20 protein-coding genes and 1 other RNA gene are annotated in these 21,812 nt (G+C 31.6%); 14 read left to right on the top strand and 7 right to left on the bottom strand.

Annotated elements, in window-relative coordinates; all coding sequences use genetic code 11:
• Positions 1-39: 39 nt before the first annotated feature.
• The 3 genes from M3005_RS00470 to M3005_RS00460 all read left to right on the top strand — a co-directional run bounded on the left by M3005_RS00470 (position 40) and on the right by M3005_RS00460 (position 3,761).
• Positions 40-1,380 (top strand): RsmF rRNA methyltransferase first C-terminal domain-containing protein, encoded by a 1,341-nt coding sequence (locus M3005_RS00470; protein WP_293792732.1) that lies wholly within the window; start codon positions 40-42, stop codon positions 1,378-1,380.
• Between the two features lie 159 nt (positions 1,381-1,539).
• A complete protein-coding gene (locus tag M3005_RS00465) occupies positions 1,540-2,328 on the top strand; it encodes a zinc-ribbon domain-containing protein (protein ID WP_293792729.1) in 789 nt (262 codons plus the stop codon).
• A 17-nt stretch (positions 2,329-2,345) separates the two neighbouring features.
• A complete protein-coding gene (locus tag M3005_RS00460) occupies positions 2,346-3,761 on the top strand; it encodes a TcaA 3rd/4th domain-containing protein (RefSeq protein WP_293792727.1) in 1,416 nt (471 codons plus the stop codon).
• Between the two features lie 113 nt (positions 3,762-3,874).
• On the opposite strand, the gene fni is transcribed toward M3005_RS00460, so the two are convergent.
• From fni to mvk, 4 genes are read right to left on the bottom strand one after another with little or no spacing between them, the layout of a single operon-like run.
• On the bottom strand, positions 3,875-4,918 hold the full coding sequence (gene fni, locus M3005_RS00455) for a type 2 isopentenyl-diphosphate Delta-isomerase (protein WP_293792725.1): 1,044 nt from the start codon (positions 4,916-4,918) through the stop codon (positions 3,875-3,877).
• Between the two features lie 2 nt (positions 4,919-4,920).
• A complete protein-coding gene (locus M3005_RS00450) occupies positions 4,921-5,979 on the bottom strand; it encodes a phosphomevalonate kinase (protein ID WP_293792724.1) in 1,059 nt (352 codons plus the stop codon).
• Positions 5,980-5,994: 15 nt separating this feature from the next.
• Positions 5,995-6,969 carry a diphosphomevalonate decarboxylase gene (gene mvaD, locus M3005_RS00445; RefSeq protein ID WP_293792722.1) on the bottom strand — a complete coding sequence of 325 codons (975 nt, stop codon included), beginning with the start codon at positions 6,967-6,969 and terminating at the stop codon, positions 5,995-5,997.
• A gap of 18 nt (positions 6,970-6,987) precedes the next feature.
• The gene (gene mvk, locus M3005_RS00440) at positions 6,988-7,917 is read right to left on the bottom strand and encodes a mevalonate kinase (RefSeq protein WP_293792721.1); all 930 of its coding nucleotides are present in this window, start codon (positions 7,915-7,917) and stop codon (positions 6,988-6,990) included.
• Between the two features lie 159 nt (positions 7,918-8,076).
• Between mvk and M3005_RS00435 the strand changes: the two genes are divergently transcribed.
• The 3 genes from M3005_RS00435 to M3005_RS00425 are packed head-to-tail and all read left to right on the top strand — an operon-like array spanning position 8,077 to position 12,032.
• Positions 8,077-10,785 carry an exonuclease domain-containing protein gene (locus tag M3005_RS00435; RefSeq protein WP_293792720.1) on the top strand — a complete coding sequence of 903 codons (2,709 nt, stop codon included), beginning with the start codon at positions 8,077-8,079 and terminating at the stop codon, positions 10,783-10,785.
• A 12-nt stretch (positions 10,786-10,797) separates the two neighbouring features.
• The gene (locus tag M3005_RS00430) at positions 10,798-11,301 is read left to right on the top strand and encodes a cell wall elongation regulator TseB-like domain-containing protein (RefSeq protein WP_293792719.1); all 504 of its coding nucleotides are present in this window, start codon (positions 10,798-10,800) and stop codon (positions 11,299-11,301) included.
• 14 nt (positions 11,302-11,315) lie between these two features.
• Entirely contained in the window at positions 11,316-12,032 is a 717-nt protein-coding gene (locus M3005_RS00425) for a DnaD domain-containing protein (RefSeq protein WP_293792718.1), read from the top strand.
• Positions 12,033-12,070: 38 nt separating this feature from the next.
• On the opposite strand, the gene M3005_RS00420 is transcribed toward M3005_RS00425, so the two are convergent.
• Positions 12,071-14,377 (bottom strand): PBP1A family penicillin-binding protein, encoded by a 2,307-nt coding sequence (locus M3005_RS00420; RefSeq protein ID WP_293792715.1) that lies wholly within the window; start codon positions 14,375-14,377, stop codon positions 12,071-12,073.
• A gap of 20 nt (positions 14,378-14,397) precedes the next feature.
• The gene (gene recU, locus M3005_RS00415) at positions 14,398-15,003 is read right to left on the bottom strand and encodes a Holliday junction resolvase RecU (RefSeq protein ID WP_293792714.1); all 606 of its coding nucleotides are present in this window, start codon (positions 15,001-15,003) and stop codon (positions 14,398-14,400) included.
• Between the two features lie 101 nt (positions 15,004-15,104).
• Between recU and M3005_RS00410 the strand changes: the two genes are divergently transcribed.
• The 5 genes from M3005_RS00410 (at position 15,105) to M3005_RS00390 (ending at position 18,871) form a co-directional block, all read left to right on the top strand.
• Positions 15,105-15,671, top strand: coding sequence for an SLOG family protein (locus M3005_RS00410; RefSeq protein ID WP_293792713.1), 567 nt, complete (start codon positions 15,105-15,107; stop codon positions 15,669-15,671).
• Between the two features lie 69 nt (positions 15,672-15,740).
• Positions 15,741-16,124, top strand: coding sequence for a cell division regulator GpsB (gene gpsB / locus M3005_RS00405; protein WP_293792711.1), 384 nt, complete (start codon positions 15,741-15,743; stop codon positions 16,122-16,124).
• Positions 16,125-16,143: 19 nt separating this feature from the next.
• Positions 16,144-16,515: RNase P RNA component class B (rnpB, locus tag M3005_RS00400), an RNA gene on the top strand.
• A gap of 84 nt (positions 16,516-16,599) precedes the next feature.
• Entirely contained in the window at positions 16,600-17,733 is a 1,134-nt protein-coding gene (locus M3005_RS00395) for a THUMP domain-containing class I SAM-dependent RNA methyltransferase (protein WP_293792710.1), read from the top strand.
• 13 nt (positions 17,734-17,746) lie between these two features.
• Positions 17,747-18,871, top strand: coding sequence for an NAD(P)/FAD-dependent oxidoreductase (locus M3005_RS00390; RefSeq protein WP_293792709.1), 1,125 nt, complete (start codon positions 17,747-17,749; stop codon positions 18,869-18,871).
• Here M3005_RS00390 and M3005_RS00385 read toward each other — a convergent pair.
• Positions 18,860-19,249 (bottom strand): ribonuclease HI family protein, encoded by a 390-nt coding sequence (locus M3005_RS00385; RefSeq protein WP_293792708.1) that lies wholly within the window; start codon positions 19,247-19,249, stop codon positions 18,860-18,862. The genes M3005_RS00390 and M3005_RS00385 overlap by 12 nt on opposite strands.
• 33 nt (positions 19,250-19,282) lie before the next feature.
• On the opposite strand from M3005_RS00385, the gene M3005_RS00380 reads away from it, so the two are divergent.
• From M3005_RS00380 to lspA, 3 genes are read left to right on the top strand one after another with little or no spacing between them, the layout of a single operon-like run.
• Complete coding sequence (locus tag M3005_RS00380) at positions 19,283-19,666, top strand: EbsA family protein (RefSeq protein ID WP_293792707.1); 384 nt, start codon at positions 19,283-19,285, stop codon at positions 19,664-19,666.
• Positions 19,667-19,688: 22 nt separating this feature from the next.
• A complete protein-coding gene (locus tag M3005_RS00375; protein WP_293792705.1) occupies positions 19,689-21,344 on the top strand; it encodes a formate--tetrahydrofolate ligase in 1,656 nt (551 codons plus the stop codon).
• A 10-nt stretch (positions 21,345-21,354) separates the two neighbouring features.
• Positions 21,355-21,807, top strand: a complete 453-nt coding sequence (gene lspA, locus M3005_RS00370) for a signal peptidase II (RefSeq protein WP_293792704.1) — start codon at positions 21,355-21,357, stop codon at positions 21,805-21,807.
• Positions 21,808-21,812 lie beyond the last annotated feature (5 nt).

Below are 21,812 nucleotides of genomic sequence, written 5' to 3'. Positions count from 1 at the left end.
TAATAAAAAATTGTAAGTCAATGTAAAAGGAGTATCCAAGTGGAATTACCAGCAGATTTTAAAAGTAAATATCAAAAATTAATGGGTGATGATGCAGACTCCTTTTTTAAGAGTTTGGATCAAGAAACCAATCCAGGATATCGAGTTAATCCATTAAAGGAATATGTAGTGCCAGAAAATGATAAAGATTCAATTGATTATTGTCAGTATGGATATTACGGGGACGTAAATGGAAAAAGTGTTGAACACCAAAGTGGTGCCATTTATTCACAAGAACCTAGTGCAATGTATGTTGGTGAAGTAGCCGATATTACACCCGGTGACTATGTTCTGGATTTATGTGCTTCTCCTGGTGGAAAGACAACCCATGTTGCTAGTTATATGCAAAATCAAGGATTATTAGTCACTAATGAAATTGATTATAAACGTGCCAAAGTACTAGTGGAAAATGTAGAACGATTTGGAATTCGGAATGCATTAATCTTGAATGAAAATCCTAATAACTTGGCAAAACATTTTCCACGATTCTTTGATAAGATCTTGATTGATGCACCATGTTCTGGTGAAGGGATGTTTAGAAAGAATAACGATGCCATTAATTACTGGAATGCTGATTATCCTGTTGAATGTGCAATTAGACAAAAGGAAATCATTGAACAAGCAGTTAAAATGCTTAAACCAGGTGGCAAAATTATATACTCAACTTGTACTTTTGCACCAGAAGAAGATGAACAAATTGTAGAATGGATGCATGATGAATTCGACTTTACAATTGATCCAATTCAAAAGTATGAAGGGATGGTTGATGGAAAACCCGACTGGGCAAATGGTAATCCAGATTTAACTAATACGGTTAGACTGTTTCCTAATCATTTTAAAGGCGAAGGTCACTTTATATCTAAATTATCTAGTAATGAAAACGGTAGTGCGAAAAAGATAAAGAATCGCCTTCAAGGAAACTTAACTCAAGATGATAAGAAATTATGGGATGAATTCAAAGAAAGCAATCTAATTAATTTTGATCCAAAACATTTAATCTTGTTTGGTGATCAGTTATATACCTTTGATAATACGTTACCTGACTTAAAAGGACTAAAGGTTATGAGACCTGGATTGCATTTAGGGACAATTAAGAAGAAACGTTTCGAACCTAGCTATGCACTTGCATTAGCATTACATTCTGATGAAGTAGTTAATCGTCTTGAAATCACTGAAGATGATTGGAAACAATACGTGCATGGTGATACGATTAGCTGTGATGCTGGATTGAGTAAGGGATGGTATCAACTTATTTGTAAAAACCAACCCATCGCTTTTGGAAAAGTTGTGAATGGAACCGTCAAAAATTTCTTTCCAAAAGGATTAAGATTTAATATTTAATAATTTTTGTTGAGAGGTGCTAAATGCATCTCTTTTTTTATGTATCTAATAATATTTTATTTATAAATGAATAAACTAGTGGTTAATTAACAAAACTTCTTATGGTATAATAATTATTTGTAAAGTATTTTTAATATTTATTCTTTAGGAGGAATTTTTATGAGCGCAAAGTTTTGTCCCAAATGTGGAACTGAATTAAAAGAAGGGGCTAAGTTCTGTCCCAAATGTGGTTTTGATGTAAATAGTTCATCATCTGATGCAAAGACATCTGATAAGACCAATGAAAGTATTGAACAAGCCAAACAATACTCAAGCAACTACATTAATTGGTTGGTAAATACCATCAAGAATCCTACAGATGTTGTTGAAACCAACAAATATTTTGGTATTACTTCATATGTAATTGCAGCTATTATCACTTATTTCTTATCATCTTCAATTGTAAGTCATTTTAGTGGATTATATGATTCAAGTTATCAATATGAAATCAGATTTGCTGTTGCTTTTGCTGGTTTTGACGTTGTTAAAATTCTTGATAACCCAGGATTATTTAAAATCATGTCAGTAGTAGCCGTGATTGCATTCGTTGGTTTAGGTTTCCTATTCAATAAATTAGCAAATGGTAAAAATGGTAACAAAGAAAGCTTCTTTGATTACACTAATAAGCTAGCTACATATACAAATTATGCAGTCGTTTTTGAAATCTTGATCTTAGCTTTCTCATTAATTACACAAGATCCAACAATTCAAATTACATTCATTCTTGTTGGTATTTTGTTAGTTACTTATTTCATTGGACTAAGTTACTCAATCGTAGATAGCAAAAAGGGAACTAAACTTCCTAAATTATACTGGGTAGTTTTATGTGTATTTGTATTAGTTATTGTTTCATTCATTCTATTCTCTGGTTTTGTGATTACTTCAACTGGAATTCAAGTAAACAACTAAGAAAAGGGTAATGCTAAATGGATAATGTTAAATATTGTCCCAATTGTGGTGCAAAAATTGACAGTTCCGAGTTATTTTGCTCAAATTGTGGATCAAGATTAACTGAAAGTACTGACGATAAAGCTACACAAGTTACCAATAATACTTCAGTTGATCAATCAAATACAAATGTTACAAGTAGACAAGCAATTAAGAAACAAAATAAGCATAGTAAGAGAAATAAAATTATCTTACTTGTTGTGCTAATTGTCGCACTATTAGGATATGGATCATATTTATTCGGTAATCATTACTATTCAAAGGATGCAGTATTGTCTAGAGCGATGGCATCCATTAAATCAGATAAAAATACCGATAAATATTTTGTTTCTGACAGTTCTAAGATAGCGGCAAATGATCAAACTTTGAAGCCACTATCTACTTACGCTGGTAAGCATGGTAGTTATTTATCATCTTTAAAGACACAATTAACTTCAAATGGTCACAGTGATGATTATTTATTTTCCGTTGAAAATGATGGAAAAAAATGGTTATTATTTCCTGATTATGAAGTACATGTTAAACCAGTAAATCCAACTGTATCAACCACTCAAGACGATGCATCTGTTACTTTAAATGGTAAGAAATTGGGAGTTATAAAGAATCAAAATATTGATTTTAAATTAGGTACACTTATGCCTGGTTATTATAAAGTTGCGGTTTCAAAGAAACTTTCATTAAAGACTTTGACAAATTCACAAAGTTTATTTATTAACACTGATTCAGAACCATTAGATATGCCATTAACAACTGTTAAATTCACTGTTAATGCAGGAGCGAATGCAGACGTATATATTAATGATCAAAAGATTGGAACCGCTGATAAGGATGGAAATCTAAAAGTCGGGGATACTCCATATTCTTCTAATATGTACATCTATGCAATTATTCATAATAATGGTACTGATGTTAAATCAAATAAATATCAAATTAGTCAAGATGATAATGGAAATGATATTGAATTAATTTATCCAGGTGCTGTTTCTAAAGATGACGCAAGTTCACTATTAACTAATTTCTTTGATGATTTATCTCAAATGGTAAGTGATTCAAGTAATAAATTTGATGCAGACAGTTATTTCGTTGATGGTTCAAGTAGTAAAGATGCAAAATACTTTGCAAATTGGGCTGTCATGGAAAGTAATAATTCTGATTTATCAGATGGAGTAGGTATTTCTGCCGATGTACAATCAATTGTTCCGTCAAATAGTTACTCAACAGTTAATGGAACGATTAAATATGTTTTCTATGGTGCAGGTAAAAATGATGATTCAGATCACATTCAAGTATATTCATTTACAAGTAAGATGAAAAAGACAAGTAATGGATACAAGATTATCTCACTAAAAGAAGTTAAAAAAGTTAAGGACTATGACAAAGACAGTTCGTTTTAACTTTTAAAATTGAGAAGCCATAAAGGGCTTCTTTTTTTATTTTTGTTAAAAGTAAAAAGTTACTTTAACTTATCTAAAAGAAAAGAAAAAAGCAAGCAAAAACCGCTTGCTAATTAATAGGGAATGTTTCTCTGGTTAATATAATTTTGGAGATATGGATCAGCAATCATTTTAATTTTTTTCAATTCAGATATACTACGGCATCCCAGCATGGTCATAATATTTATTAATCCATCTTTAAAATCATTAATAAATCTAACTGTTTCATCTTCACCATTCTTAATTAATGAATACAAAATAGGGGCTGCTATACCGACTGCATCAGCACCTAATGAAATTGCCTTAGCAGCATCCAAAGGTGTTCTAATCCCACCAGAAGCAATTATAGTTATGTCGTCAGAAACGTGAGCTTTCTTAGTTTCTAAAAGTGACTCAACGGTAGTTTGGCCCCAATCAGAAAGGTAGTCTAATTCTTGTTCTTTTCGACGATAATTTTCTATTTTACTAAAGTTAGTGCCACCTTTACCGCTAATATTAATGTTTTTAACTCCATTATCAATTAAACGCTGAATCGTTTCTGCACTCATACCAAAACCAACTTCTTTAACAATTACAGGAACATTTAAATTTTGATTGATTTCTTTAATGTTATCAATCCAGTTAAATTCACGGTCACCTTCAGGCATAATGATTTCTTGCGGAGTATTAATGTGAATTTCCAATGCATTAGAATCCATCATATCTACAGCTTTTTGAGCATTTTTTACGTCTACTGAAGCACCAATATTAGAAAAAATGGTTCCGTTTGGATTTGTTTCTCTAACAATACTAAATGAGTCAGATAAAGTTGAGTCTTTTAAAGCAACACTTTGAGAACCAGTAGCCATTGCAATACCTGTTTCTTCTGCAATTTTAGCCAAGCTTTGATTTAATTTTTTAGTATATTCGCTTCCACCGGTCATGGCTTCGATGTAGAAGGGGAAGTCTAAGTCAATTTTATCAATATAACTTTCTAAACTAACTTCGTTTAAACTTATTTCTGGAATTCCTTGATGAATAAATCTTAGATGATCAAACCCAGCATGACTTTTCTCATCATAAAATTTAATAGCTAGAGAGACATGTTCATCTTTTCTGTGTGATTGTTTACTAACCATAGTTACTCCTTTTCAGCAATATTTAAGTGTAGGGGAATAATATCATTTCTTTTCCATTCGTCTTCAATTAAATCGATTGAACTATTATTCTCAACAATTGCGATTCCGCAATCACCACCACCTGCACCGGATGATTTTCCAGCTCCGTTATAGGATTCAACGATTTCACATAGGCTTGAAAGTTGATCAGTTTCAATATCAACACCAGTTGAATTAGATAGGGATTTAATAATTTTACGATTTTCTCTTATTTGTTGTTTTATTACTTCGATATCTTGATTTTTAAATCCATCAATCATTTTTAGTATGCATTGTTTGCTAGATTCGATAAATGTTGTATATGTTCCAACGTTAGAATCTTTTTTTACTTGGTCTAATAAATTATGAGTTGAAGCAGGAGTTCCAGTCCATCCGATTAGTAATTTTAAGTCGTTAGGTGGAGTTAATGGTGATATAAATAGATCTGGCCAAGACGTATTTATTATTTCAGATACTGATAACTCACTATTTTTTAACCATTCTTTATCAAATGAACTATATGATATCCAACCACCAAAACTACTTGCAGCAACATCACCAAGAGAGCCGTTTCCTTGGACATTTAGATGTGCAATTGCTGATAGTTTAAAGATTTGTAGTGGAGATAGGTTTAACTTATAAAATTTATTAATTGCTTTTACAATTACAACAGTAACAGCTGCGGATGAACCCAATCCATATTTCTTACCATCATTACTATTCAATGTGCTATTGATGTTAATATTAAATATTTTTTTACTAATATTCATTTCTGAAATATAATTATCCATTACCATCAAAGATGATATGACGTAATCAAAAGATTTATCGTTATTTAATAAATGAATTGAATCGTTCACTAAATTCCATTGAATTGATTGGCTATATTGATTTGATTGAATTTTTCCGTAACTACCATTTGCTTCTTGTATTGTTGCAGTAATGTATTGATCAACTGCAGCGATAATAGCAGGGGTTCCGCTTTCAACTACTGCATATTCACCAGCAATATATAATTTCCCTGGTGCTTTTACTGAAATCATTGTATTTTAGTCCTTTCAAATTAATTTAACTTTTTCTCCAGGACCGGATACTTTAATTTGGTCTTGTGAAAATTGATTTGATAACTTATTGATAATAGGTTTGATATTGTCTTTTTGACATATTATTTTAACGTTTGGACCAGCATCCATAGTGTAGTAACATTCAATACCTTGTTCTCTTAAAGTTTTTACCATTTCGATGACAAGCAAACTATCTTTATTCAAGTATAGGTATGATGGGTCAGCACTTAATGTTAGTGAATGCATTCTCATGGCATTAAGTTCAGCAGTTTTTCCTAAAGTTGAAAAATCACCATTCTTGATAGCATTTTCAATTGTTGAAAAATCATCGGTTGTTTGTTTTATCCAACTATCATAGAAGGGAGAAGTTTCATAAGAAATTTTCATTCCAACTCTACTGCTTATCTTCTTTGGATTGCCATTTAAAACGATTGCTATCATGTTAATATCCATCTTAACGGGGTCTTCAATGCTGTACCCATAAGAAGTATTGTCATCGGTTCCTTTATTCCAAGCTGCAAATCCACCAAAGATTGATCTAGTAGCTGAACCAGAACCACGTCTCGCTAGCATAGATAGTTCCTTATCTGACAATTCTAAACCAGCAGCCTTACTTCCAGCAGTGGCAAGTGCTGCATAAGCTGAAGCAGATGAAGCTAATCCAGCCGAATTGGGAACATGGTTGTATGATTCAACTTTCGCATATAAGTTAATTCCAGCCTTTTTTCTAATAAGGTCTAAAAAGTTAATTATTTTTTTATCATCAGTGATTTCATCGTTAATCGTAATTAAATCCTTTTGAAGGGTAGAGTCAAATATCACAGAAGTATCTGTATAAAATTCATCTAGAGTTAAAGAAATACTGCTATTTGCGGGTATAATTAATTCTTCATTTTCCTTACCCCAATATTTAACTAAAGCAATATTAGTATGAGCTCTAGCAGTGTATTTTTTTCCAATATTTTCCATCTTATCCTCCATACTGATTTAATTAAAAGGTTGAATCCATGTATCTAATGCGCCAGCTTTTAATAACGCATTTTCAATGGTATTAGCATCGTTTATATTTTTAGCAAGTGCAATAATACATCCGCCCAATCCGCTACCTGTTAATTTAGTACCTAAAGAACCGTTACGATTAGCTATTTCAACTAGCTCATCAATTTTATCATTACTGACCTTTAATTTCTTAAGCTCTTTTTGATTTTCAGACATTAACGCACCGAGTTCAGTAGGGTTATTATTTTCAATATCATATTTAGCTTTGGTAACTAATTCACCAATGTGTTTAATTGATTCCATGGTTTCTTTGTTCTTATGAGTTAATTGTTGCTTTACATAGTTGATTGCAATATCTGTTCTTCCCTTGATTCCAGAATCAGCAATTACTAAAACGGCGTTTAGATTGAAATCAATTTCATTTAAGACACGATTACGAATAAACCAAACCGGATTGTCTGATCCTGCAGTAGCAGTATCTAAACCAGAAGGGTTCCCATGGGTAATGGTTTCTTCTATATTACTTAATTCTAACAATGTATCCTTATCTAAAGGAACGTTAAAATAATTATATAGAGATTTAACAATTGCGACAGAAGTTGCAGCAGAAGAACCCATACCTCTCTCAGATGGAATCGCACTTTCGATTGTCATTTCAAAGGAAGAATCTTCTTTATTTAATTTGTGTAAGGTATCATTGATTAAATTTTTAATTCCTAGTAAGTCATTAGGAATATTGTTGATATTGCCAATGTAGTATTTACTATTCAATAATATACCGTTATTTTTTTCGACAATTTTCACGTTTAAATCTATCTTAGGGATAGGAAGGGCAATTGCAGGTTGACCATATACAACACTGTGTTCGCCCATTAGAATTATTTTAGCGTGACTATGTCCGATTGCTTGATTTGTCAATGTTATCGCTCACTTTCTCTTGATTTTAATATTATCATAAAAGTGACAGAATAAAAATAACTTAAATTTAGTAAATTAGGGTTTTAAATTAATAGATATAACGGTACGAATTGTAGTATCATTAAAGTAAGTATTTTTTGAAAGATTGGTGAACTAATTATGAGTAAAACCATTTTTTCAGTGGTGGATATTGAAACTACCGGTAGTAGTCAATCTAACGATACAAATCGAATTATTCAATTTAGTTGTACGTTCATTCAAAATGCTAAAATAATTGGATCATTCAATTCGTTTATTAATCCTGAAATTAACATTCCAACTGAAATTACAAAACTAACAGGAATATCAAACCAAACAGTCGTTAACGCACCAACTTTTTCTGAAGTAGCTAATAAAATCTATGAACTACTTGAAGGAACAGTTTTTGTTGCGCATAACGTCAATTTTGATTTTCCATTTTTAAATTTAGAATTTCAAAGAGTAAACCATAAAGAATTACATAATAAATCAATCGATACAGTTACTTTAAGTCAATTGTTATTACCAACAGAATCTAGTTATAAACTAACCGATTTAAGTAAAAGTCTTAATATTGTTCATGAGCATCCACACTCATCTAGTAGTGATGCCTTAGCAACGGCTAAAATATTAATCATTCTTTTACATCAGTTGGATAATTTGCCTAAAAAAACAATCAAACAAATTTTAGATATAAATCCATCCTTACCAATGAACACTTTGGATTTATTTAAATATGTATACAGTAATAAGAAAAATGAAGATAATCCTAAAATGATTAATATTAAGGATTTGAAAATAAGAAAGATTAAATATAAATCTTCAGCTTCATTTGAAGAGCTTAAATATCCAAATAATAAGCGTAAAAAAGAAAAAATGTTTAAGGGTATCGTTGAATTTAATGAAACAGAAAATAAGCTGATGAATTCAATTTATGGTAATTATCATTCCCATAATGACAGTACTAATACAATTATTGAAACTAGCGGTGATTTTAACTACGATTTTAGTTATTTATTTCCGTTAAGTTATCTAATATCAAGCAATCAAAAGATAGTAGTTGCTGCAGATGAAGAGTTTTTATCTAACTCATCAATTGTTCAACAAGTGAATAAATTGAATAAGATTATTCCAAATGATGTTAGAAGTTTAATAGTTAGATCTGTTTCAGACTATATTGATATCGATAAATTCTCTGATAGTTTAAAAGTTAAAAGTAATTCCAAAAACACCCAATTTTTGAAATGTAAGATTTTGATATGGCTTACTTTCACAAAAACTGGTGATATTAGAGAATTAAAACTGGATAAAGATAACAATCAAAATTACTTTTTGAATGTTGTTAGCGATGAACAAAATCATGGATATTATATTAAAAAATTATCAAATGATTTTAACAATGCTAACGTCGTTTTAGTTTCTCATGATTATTTATTAAATAATTATGACGATTTATCAGAAGGTAATCCATATTTGGTAATTAAAGATGCAAGAAAACTAAATAAGCATGCTTTAGATCAGTTTAGAGTTGATTTTAAGTTTAGTGACAATAAAATTATTTCTAATCATCTTACCAATCTTTTATACCAAAGCCACAATCGGAATGTGTACGATATCTTTAATAAATCAAAGAAGCATTACAGCTTGATTAAAAAAATAGAAAATCTATTTACCAAAAATTGTACTCAAATTGAAGAACTGCAAGATGAATTTTTATATTATTTTTATTCTAAAGCTAAATTAGAAAAAATCGTTGATGGATTTATTTTAAAACCAGATACTGAAAAACTTGAAGAATTCATAACAAGTAAAAAGAGTTTATTTAATTCCATCTCTAGAAATAATCAAATTATTTTAGATATTGCGGATGATTTAAAAAGATCAATTAATCATTTTACAGGTCAAGACAAAGCCATTCTTTATGCTTTCTTCGATCAAATTAATGAGTTTAGTATGTTTATTGAAAACAATATTTACAGATTGTTTAAGCTTATGTCATATAACCAAGAAAAAACTTTTGCATTTCTAACTAATGACGATAAAGATATTAATAACGGTAAGTTTGTTGGTGGATTTATCAGAAATACCAATATACTATCTAATGGTTTATATCAAAAATTTAAGAATATTGTATTTATGGATAGTTCTATATATTCATCTAAAAGATCACAATATTTCTACGATGAGTTAGAATTAAACCGTAGTAATACAAGAATGATTAAGTTTGAAGATGAATTAGACTTAAATGATTCGGTTAATTTGATATTGGATGAATCTTTACAAATTCCAATGAAGATTAATAAGTTAATGAAATATAATAGTGGTAATTCATTTATTCTTACAAACTCTAAAAAAAGGGCTAGGGAGATTCTAAAATCTTTACGAGATTCTGATGTATATGATGAAAACGTCATTCTAATTCAAGATTTTATAGGGAATAATGATAAGATAGTCAAGAAGATAGTAAATGATTCCAAGAATATAATTATTGGGAACAATGAATTAATGGATTTAATTTGTCAAAAGGGTAAAAAAATTAATAATCTGATTATTGATGCATTTCCGTTAAACGAATTTGATGACGTGTACTTACAAGCTCAATATGATTTGATTAATGATCAACATGGTAATCCAAACGATGGATTATCAATTCCTTTAAGTATATTAAGCATTAAAGATGCAATTAAAAGTGTTATAAAGGCATCAAATCGTAATGCGCTTATTTATTTTAGGGATAAAGAAGTTATTGATGGACCATATGGTAATAATTTAATTGATTTATTACCAAATCATATAAAACCAGAATATTTGGAAAAAAGAAAAATCATTGAAAAATTTAAGAAGAATTAGTGAGGTGAAACCATGAATTATTCTTTATCAAAAAAGTTTAATTATTTCAGACTATTTAAATGGCTTATTATAATTGTTATTGTTTTGTTTATTATGATGATAGGGCTTTTATTGTGGGCTAGATTGCCGATTTCAACAGCTAAAAGCCAAGCAACCAATTTAGCTGAGAAAAAAGCAGGTATCACTAAAGTAGAAAGATTCTATATGTCTGATTTAAATAGAACCTATTACACAATTCAAGGAACAAATAAAGAAAAGCAAAACGTTATGGCTATAATTGAAAAGAAAACGGGAAACATTAATATTGTTAAGACATCGGATGGGATTTCCTCTGATAAAGCTAAGAATATAACCAATGAAAAGCAAGCTATCAGTAAACTAATTAGTGTTGCCCCAACTATTTTCAATGGAGAAGCAGCGTGGGCAGTTAGTTATTTTAATAGCAAAAATGGATTAGCTTATTCTGTAGTTGATTTTAAAACCGGTAAAATCCTAAGATTTATAGATAATGTATAAAAGGGGTGTTTTCTATGGATAAATTTGCTAAGGCGCTTTTGCAGTCTGGTAATACAACCATCTCAAATTTACTTTTGAAAAACTATCCCAAACTGGGTATGAATAGTGATCAACTAGTGTTATATTTGCAAATAAAAAGAAGTATTGATTTGGGAAGTTACTTCCCAGATATTAACGAATTAACTGAATCAACAGGTATGTCTAGTGCTAAAATTTATCAAATACTTCACGAGTTAATTCAAAATAAGTTGATGAAAATAAAAACTTTAACTGATAGAAGAGGCCAATCTTTTGATATCTATGACTTCTCTTTAATGTACGATAAATTATCAGAATTAAATCAAAATAATAATGACGATGTTTTTGATAATAAAGGAGAATCTATTGTAACAAAAGAGTCTGATAGAAAAGACACCTTTAATAAAATTGAATCAGAATTTGGTCGTCCACTTTCGCCAATTGAAATAGAAACAATTAATCAATGGATAAATGATGATCATTACGATACGAAAATGATTCAATTAGCCTTGAGAGAATCTGTTTTAAATCAAGTTTATAGTTTGAAATATATCGACCGCATCCTTGTTAATTGGGAGAAGGCTAATATTAAAACACCCGCTGATGTTGAAAAGAATAGACATGAACGAGAAACTAGAAGAAATAAAAACAGCTCTCTGAATGTAAATAATAATGACAAACCAGAAATACCAATCTTTAAAATAGACAAATAAAAAGAGCCTAGAATTAAATTCTAGACTCTTTTTATTTATTAATGAGTTTGTTGACTATTACTACTTTGATTGCTGTTGTTTTGAGTGTTTGTAGTTTGATTATTATTGGTGTTTGTTTGAGAAGTTTGTTGATTTGATTCGTTATTATTAGAACCTGAACCAGATCCTGATCCAGAACTTTGAGTTGCGTTGTTCTTATCTTTTTGTGAATCCTTATCGTCATCTTCGTTATCTTTATTGGTCTTAGAATCTTTTGTAGCTTTCTTAGTACTATCTAAGACGGTTGATAAACTTGCACCTTTGTAACCAGTTGTTTTATCCGGTTGAATTGCTGAATATCCATTCTTATAGTATTCAGTTTGTCCGCCAGATTTAACTGCTGTAACACCACTTGGTTTTGTCCAATCAGTGTTTGATTTACCTTGAGAAATATATTGCATTTCATACTTGTAAATTAATTGAGCAATATTAGTTTGTGCCGCAGAGATGTAATTTCCAGTTTCATAAGGTTTATCATATCCTGTCCAAACAGATAGGGCGTAGTTTTGAGTATAACCTGTAAACCATGAATCCATTGCTGCATATGCAGGAAGAACACCATTGTATGTGTTATCTGGATATTGAGTAGTTCCTGTTTTACCAGCTTGGTATAAACTAGGAATGTATGCTGCAGTTCCTGAACCACTTGCTGAATTAATAACACCTTTTAGCATTGATGTCATCATGAACGCTGTTGCAGGACTCATGACTTGAGTTCCTTCAGAAGTGAAATCATGGGAAACTTTATCAGGCGTAACAACTCTGCTAATTAAGTAAGGTTTGTGGTAAACACCATTATTAGCAAATGCTGAGTAAGCGGCTGCTTCTTGTTCAGTGGATACATATAAACCAATACCATTTTGAAGTGAAAGATCACTATTAAATGTCATTCCTAACGAACTTAAGAAGTTAGTTGCTTTACTGATTCCAACATTTTCAAGTGTTCTAATAGCAGGGATATTTCTAGATTCAATTAATGCTTTGTGCATTGAAATTGTACCTTGATATTTATTATCAAAATCTTTTAGTGAAATACTTGTTCCACCATAAGTGTATGGAGTGTCATGAACTAATTGATAAGTAGGGTAATTTAGATATTCAATTGCAGGACCATAATCCATTAAAGGTTTTGCAGTTGAACCACTAGAACGATCGGTTTGAACAGCACGGTTTAAACCAAATTGAATATCACTCTTTCTACTACCAATCATTGCATTAACGGCACCAGTCTTTGGATTAACAAGGGTAGCACCAATTTGCATTGTGCTGTTAGGGAATCCAACAGCAGCATCGTTGTTTGCTAAATCATATAGTTTCTTTTGAGCTGATAAGTCTAGATTAGTATAAACTTTCAATCCAGATTGAGTATTGTATCCTTGTGCTTTTAATTCTTGAATAACTTGTTTTAGATAAGCATCAATATACTTTTCGTTAACAGAGCTAAAGCTACTACTTTTATGGCTACTTACTAATCCTGTTTTAACACTAGTCTTTTTAGCTTCATTGGCTTGACTTTGTGTAATTGCTCCATAAGATGCCATTGCATTTAATACTTCATCTCTTCTTTGTTGAGCATATTTAGGATAAATGTATGGGTTATAGTAACTTGGCGACTGTGGCATTCCAGCTAACAAAGCAGTTTGAGCAAGCGTTAATTTACTTAATGATTTTCCAAAATAATATTCAGAAGCAGTTTCCATACCGTAAACATTGTTACCCATGTAAACCTTATTAATGTAGAATTCTAGAATTTGTTGTTTTGAATAAGTTTTTTCAACTTTTAAAGCCAACCATGCTTCTTGAGCTTTACGTTTAAAGGTTCTATCAGAAGCAGCTGTTGAGAACACTGATAACTTAACTAATTGTTGAGTTAATGTAGAACCACCTTGTAGGTTTAAACTTCCAGAAGTGATATTTGATAGGGAAGCACCTAAAATTCTAATAGGATCAACACCATGATGCTTGTAAAAACGACGATCTTCGATAGAGACAATCGCATTTTTTAGCTCAGATGGAATCTTATTTGATTTTATATAATCTCTATCTTGAACACCAAGTCTTGAGATAACATGGCCTTTATTATCATAAATTTTGGTTGAATTATCACTTGAAAGTGATTGATATGAAATATCAGGAGCAGTTGACGCAAAAAATACGAAAACAATACTACCTAATACAATTAGAAGAGAGATAAATCCAAGTCCACCAACGATAATTTTTTTAATCCAGCTAGCGCGTTTAGAAGATTTGTATTTTTTTTGGTTTCTTTGGACTCTGCTTCCGAGGTTTGGGTTGTTCTGAGACATGTATTATTCTCCTTTACGGTTTAGATTAATTCATCTACAACACTTAAATAAGGAATTGTAGGGTTAATTGAATAATTAATTTTATAACCAAGTTCTTCAATTATATCCTTTTTTATTGACTTTTTACCACCATTAAATTGATTATCCCAGTAGGTAAAGAGGTCAGAAGCCTTAAATAGATATACTTCATCACTTGATATAAATTTTATAATTGCAAAACAGATACCACCATTTTCGATGCATTTTTTCATGTGGTTGATTTGATGTTCATGAAAATTAGCTAATGGAAATGATGTTTTATTTTTGGTTTCTTTGGCATCAAAATCGATATACTTACCTTTATATACTCCATTGTAGTCAGTTGTCGAAGCTCTTCTAAAGTATGCTTCCTTAATAGTAGCAGCACTTCTTTTAGGATAGTCTACTTTAACAATTTGCACAGGAGTAGGTTTTTTATGTATAACAGCAATATTTTGAGCTAAATAGAATTCGTTACTTCTATTCAATTCTTCTTCCAAAGTCATTCCACGACCACCATATAATGTTGGTTTTACGTATTTATCGTTTGGGGCTTTATTATTACTGTTAGCATTAAAGGATTTCCCATTTGGATATTTAATTACCATTGTAACCACCTTTCAGCAAACAATACATTATTAACATCATAATTATTAATGATATTATACCATTAGTAATAAAAAGATAGTAATAGAAGGGAGGGCATCTTATGTCCCGCGTATGGATAACTGGATATAGAAGCTACGAACTTGGAGTTTTTGGAAATAAAGATCCTAAAGAATTAGTCATTAAGAGCGTTATCGAAAATAATATAAAACAAGAAGTTATCGATGGAGCAGATTGGATTATTACTGGCGGACAAATGGGAGTCGAGCAATGGACAGCAGAAGTTGCTACTAGTTTAAAAGAAGAACTTCCTGGAGAATTTCAATTATCAGTAATGCTTCCTTTTAAAGAATTTGGTAATCAATGGAACGAACAAAATCAAGCACGACTTTCATCAATACTAAGTAATGTTGATTTTTCTGCAAGCGTATCAAATGATCCTTACAAATCTCCGATGCAATTGCGAGCTTATCAAGAATTTATGCTTACACATACCGATAAGGCGATACTAATCTATGATGTTGACAATCCTGGTAAAACACAATATGATTATGAGCAGATTAAAAGATTTTCAGAGCAAAATGATTATGGATATCGGTTAGTCGACTTTGATGAATTACAAGAAGCGGCAAATGAATACCAAAATAATTTAAATAATTCTGATGATTAATTGAAAATATTTGAAATTCTGGTAAAATAATATTTGTTCGAGATTATTTATGAATACGAGGTGTGAATAATGAACAACATTCAATTTACCCCTAAAGACATCTTAGAAAGAGCATTTACTCAAAAGATGAGAGGGTACGATCCAAACGAAGTTGATACTTTCTTGGATGGAGTTATTAAAGATTACCAAGCTTTCGATAGCGAATTAACTAATCTAAAAAATGAAAACGATCAACTAAAGATGGAAATTCAAAGATTAAGACAATCTGGTGGCTCATTTAATGAACCGAGAGTTGCTCCATCAGGCTACTTCGATGATTCAAATTCAACACCATCAAGTCAAGATACATTAGGTAGAACACGTATTGAAAACGAATTACTAAAGCGTGTTTCAAATCTTGAACAACGTGTATTTGGTTCAACTGAAGGACCAAGTAGCATTGATAGATTTTAATTAATTAACAACTGGTGTACATTCTGAGTAATCGCGGTCAACTTTTGTTGGCTGAGGAAAGTCCACTCTCGCACAGGCTGCGATGCTTGTAGTGTTCGTGCTCGGTGAAAAAATAAGCCGGGGGACTACTTTGTAGTAACGGCGGAGAAAATAGCTAAGGTTTACTATGCTTCAGTACTCCTGAAAGTGCCACAGAGACGATACAATATTGGAAACGGTATTGGTGGAACGCGGTAAACCCCACGAGCGGGAAACCCAAACTTTGGTAGGGGAGCTTCACACACGGAAATTGAACTAAGTGTGGGGGAGAATTTAATTCTCAGATAGATGATTACTACTTTATATTTTAAGGCCTGACTTAAATATAAAGCACAAAACATGGCTTACAGGAATGTACACCAATCAGGAAAGGGTGGAAGTTTTCTTCCTCCCTTTTTTTATTGAATATTTTTGATTCGTGAAAAGGAAGAATTAAATGAATAAATTTAAATTAATGGCAACTTGTGCTGCTGGAATCGAAGCGCTTGTTGGAAAAGAATTACGTAACTTAGGATATGATGTTCAGGTCGAAAATGGACGTGTTAGATTTGAAGGAACGACCGAAGATATCATCAATACTAACTTGTGGTTAAGAACAGCTGATAGAATCGAAATTATCGTTGGAGAATTTGACGCCAAAACTTTTGAAGATCTGTTCCAAAACGTTAAAGCGTTACCTTGGGACGAATTACTTCCAATGGATGCAAACTTCCCGATGAATGGAAGATCACATAACTCTACATTACACAGTGTTCCTGATGTCCAAGCAATTGCAAAAAAAGCCGTTGTGAACAAATTAAATGAAACTTATCACCGTCGCACTCGTTTGCCTGAAACCGGTGAATTATATAAATTGGAAACAAGAATTAATAAAGATCATGTAATCGTTACCTTAGATACCACTGGTGAAAGTTTATTTAAACGTGGATATCGTGTTGCCAAAGGACCAGCTCCAATTAAAGAAAACATGGCGGCAGCATTAATTCTTTTAACCAGTTGGTACCCAGATATGCCATTTTTAGACCCAATGTGTGGTTCTGGAACGATTCCAATTGAAGCTGCAATGATTGCCAGAAATATCGCACCTGGTTTCAACAGAGAATTCTCATGTGAAAAATGGGAATGGATGGACAAAAAAATGATTGAAGATGTTCGTAATAAAGCTGATGAACAAGCTGATTACGATAAAGAAATTGATATTATGGCATCTGATGTTGATGGAAACATGATTGATATTGCCAAAGTAAACGCTCAAGAAGTTGGTCTTTTACATGATATTCAATTTAAGCAACTATCAGTTTTAGATTTCAAGACTGATAAAATTAACGGGGTAGTTGTTTCTAACCCACCTTATGGTGAACGTTTAAGTGATAAACAAGAAGTTAGAAAGCTATACAAAGGGCTAGGTAAAGTATTCAAGCCAATGACTAGTTGGTCTAAATATTTCTTAACTTCTGATTTAGAGTTCGAGAAGTTTTATGGTCAATCAGCTACAAAAACAAGAAAATTATTTAATGGTAATTTAAGAACCGATTACTTCCAATTCTGGGGTAAAAAGATAAGAAAATAAAGGATGTTATATATTGACTCAAAGCATTGCAATAATTGGTGGCGGAATAGTTGGATCAACTGCTGCATATTATCTCAGTGAATTTAATAAAAATAATGATTTAGATATTACTGTGTTTGATCACGGTTGCGGTCAAGCAACAAAAGCTGCAGCTGGAATAATTTCCCCTTGGTTATCAAAAAGAAGGAATAAGTCCTGGTACGAATTAGCTAAGGATGGCGCAACTCTTTTAAATTCGATTGCTGATAAAACAAACATGCCCGAAGATATTTATAATCAATGTGGCACTATTATCACTAGAAATAATCTTGAAGATATTACTGAACTGTATGATTTAGCTATTGAAAGAAGTAAGGATACAGAAACAATTGGTGAAATATATAAATTAACTCCAGACGAAATTAAAAGACATATTCCAATTATAAACTCTAATCTTCCAGGTCTTTTGGTTACCGGTGGTGCAAGAATAAAAGGTGATAAATACACTGATCATCTTTTAAAAATTGCTAAAAGTAATGGTGTATCTGTAATTAATAAAGAAATTTCAATTAACGAAAATGTTAATGTGGTCTGTGACAGAAAAGAAATGCAGTTCGATAAAATTATTTTAGCGACTGGAGCATGGACAAAAAACGTATTGTCTAATTTACCTCTAGATGTTGATATTAGACCGCAAAAGGGTCAATTAATTGAATTATCTATTAATGATATTAATTTATCACATGAAGACATGCCGGTTTTAATGCCCGAAGGGGAATCTGATTTTATTCCCCTTGGAAATGGTCGTTTGATTGTTGGGGCTAGTCATGAAAATGATAAAGACTTTGATTTAAATCCAGATGCTGATGTAATAGATGAATTATTAAATAGCGCTACATCGTTATTACCATCCCTGTCAGCTGAAAATCTAATCCGCGTAAAAATCGGAACACGCGCTTATACAAGTGATTTTTCTCCTTTCTTCGGTAAAATTCCTGGATACGAAAAAATCCTAGTCGGTAGTGGACTAGGATCATCGGGGTTAACAACTGGACCTTTAGTTGGAAAAATTTTAGCTGAAATGGCAATTGATAACTTGTCGATGGATATTGAAAAATATCGAAAACCAATCGAAAATTATATTAAACTAGTAAAATAAGTGAAGGGCCTGCGTCGCAAGATTGTGGGCACCTTCATTTTTTGTATCTTCAATCCAATTATTGATCACTAAACTATATTTACTTTGTTCTGACAGAATTTTATCGACGTAATCTTGAAAATGCTTTGCATATTGTTTTTCTAAACTTTCATGAACAATTTTGCTATCTGTATAATAAACAACAATATCGTCAGATTTGACAAGTTTTTCAAGTTGCTTAAATCCTAATAAGCAAGCTTCAAATTCTGCTTCATGGTTATTTTTAGCTTCAAGTTTAAGTTTGTATTGGTATTGTTGATTATCATGAACAATTAATATTCCACAGGAACTATTTCCGGAATTGTTCATAGTGGCTGCATCAGTGTATAATTTAAACATAATCACAAATTCTCCAAAGGAAGGTTTTACTTAATGATAACCCAAAAACGAACATTTTTATACCAACCAGAACCATTGTATACGGTAATTAACTGGACATGGACGTTCGCATTGTTATTTATCGCGATAATCTTTTGGCTAGAAGTAACTGTTATCCAGTGGATTACAATCTTTTTCTTCTTAGTTTTTTGTCTATTCACATTATTTCAAATTATATTTAGAAAAATAACGGTTGTAGATGACAGAATCATTATTAGCAAAGTATTAAATCCTAAATGGTTAGATATTAAACTTTCTGATATTGACTCTATTAATTTCACTAAGCATCGTGCTACTATAGTAGTTAATAATAGGAAATTTGACTTATTATTACCATCTAATTCTGTAATTGAATTAAGTAATTTAATTAATAAATAATTAACTAGGAGATGTTCTTACCATGAAAACAGATATTGAAATTTCACAATCAGCCGATTTAGTTAACATTAATGATATTGCTTCACAATTAAACATTGGAATCAACGAATACGAACCATACGGTAAATATAAAGCAAAATTAAATTTACCTTTTAAGGGTGAAAAAAATGGAAAACTAATTTTAGTTACTTCCATTAATCCAACTGCTGCAGGAGAAGGTAAGACAACTTTAACAATTGGATTAGGAGACGCATTCCATCGTATTAATCAATCATGTGCAATTGCACTAAGAGAACCATCATTAGGACCTGTTATGGGAATTAAGGGTGGTGCTACAGGTGGTGGATACTCACAAGTTGCACCAATGGAAGATATCAATCTATTCTTTACAGGTGATTTTCCAGCAATTACTGAAGCACATGATACTTTATCAGCATTAATTGATAATCATATTCATCATGGTAACAAACTAAATATTGATCCTAGAACTATTACATGGAAGCGTGTCGTAGATATTAATGACCGTGAACTAAGAAAGGTCGTTATTGGATTAGGTGGTAGAACATCGGGTGTTCCTAGAGAAGACGGTTTTGACATTACAGTCGCAAGTGAAATTATGGCTGTTTTATGTCTAAGTGAAGATTTAGCAGATTTAAAAAATAAACTGGGTAAAATTTTGATTGGATACAACTATGATAGAGAACCTGTGACAGTAAACGATTTAGGTGTTACTGGGGCATTAGCTTTACTATTAAAAGACGCAATCAAACCTAACCTAGTTCAAACATTAGAACATACACCAGCGTTTATTCATGGTGGACCATTTGCCAACATTGCACATGGATGTAACAGTATTCTTGCAACAAAAGCTGCAATGCAACATGCTGATTACGCAATTACAGAAGCTGGTTTTGGTGCTGATTTAGGTGGAGAAAAGTTCCTAGATATCACTTCAAAGAAACTAGGTCATCGTCCAGATGCAATTGTAATTGTTGCAACTGTAAGAGCATTAAAGCTAAACGGTGGAGTTAATAAAAACGATCTTGACGAAGAAAATGTTGATGCTTTATTAGCAGGTGCTAAGAACTTAGGTAGACATATTGCTAATATGAAGCAATATAACAAACCTGTTGTTGTTGCAATTAACGAATTCTCAAGTGATACCGAAAAAGAAATTAATGCATTGAACGATTACATTACAAAACAAGGTGTAAAGCCATTTAATACAACTGTTTGGGAAAATGGTGGAGCAGGTGCTACCGATTTAGCAAACGAATTAGTTAAACTTTGCGAAAATAACGATGAATTCAAACCATTATATGAAGATGATGATGAATTTATGGTTAAGTTAGAATCCATTGTTACTAAGATTTATCATGGTAAGAACGTTGTTTTAAGCGCGAAAGCAAAACGACAATTAAAAACAATGGAAAAATATGGTTGGGATAAATTACCAATCTGTGTCGCCAAAACACAATATTCATTCTCAGATGATGCAAAACAATTAGGTGCACCTGAAGATTTCACTATTAACGTAAGCGAACTTCAACCTAAACTAGGTGCTGGTTTCATTGTTGCATTAACCGGAAAAATACTTACAATGCCTGGTCTTCCATCTCATCCAGCTGCCTTAAATATGGACATTGATAACGATGGAAAAATTACAGGATTGTTTTAGGAGTTAAAGCATGCCGATTTTATATATTATCTTAAGTGTTATCGCTTTAGTAGGAATTGATCAAATTATAAAAATTTGGATTTCTGCTAATATTATAGAAAATACAGCAAAACCGTTCATCCCTGGAGTATTATCCATTGCAAACATCCATAACAGTGGTGCTGCTTGGAGTATTTTACAGGGACAACAATGGTTGTTCTCAATCATTACATTTGTTGCTGTCGTTGCGGTTATCTACTTTATGATAAAATTAAAGAATAGAAAATTATATGTAGTTAGTTTAACAATTTTACTGTCAGGAATTATTGGTAATTTTATTAATCGCTTATTTGACGGATATGTAGTAGACATGTTCCAAGTTGATTTCATTAATTTCCCAATCTTTAACTTTGCAGACATTTGTATCACTTTTGGAATTGTTATCCTATTCATTGCAATATTAAGAGATGGTGATTTAGATTAGTAATA

The organism is Apilactobacillus sp., from assembly GCF_025290035.1.
Taxonomy (GTDB): domain Bacteria; phylum Bacillota; class Bacilli; order Lactobacillales; family Lactobacillaceae; genus Apilactobacillus.
Note: the sequence above shows the minus strand (reverse complement) of the source record. Positions and strands in the feature narration are given on the sequence as shown.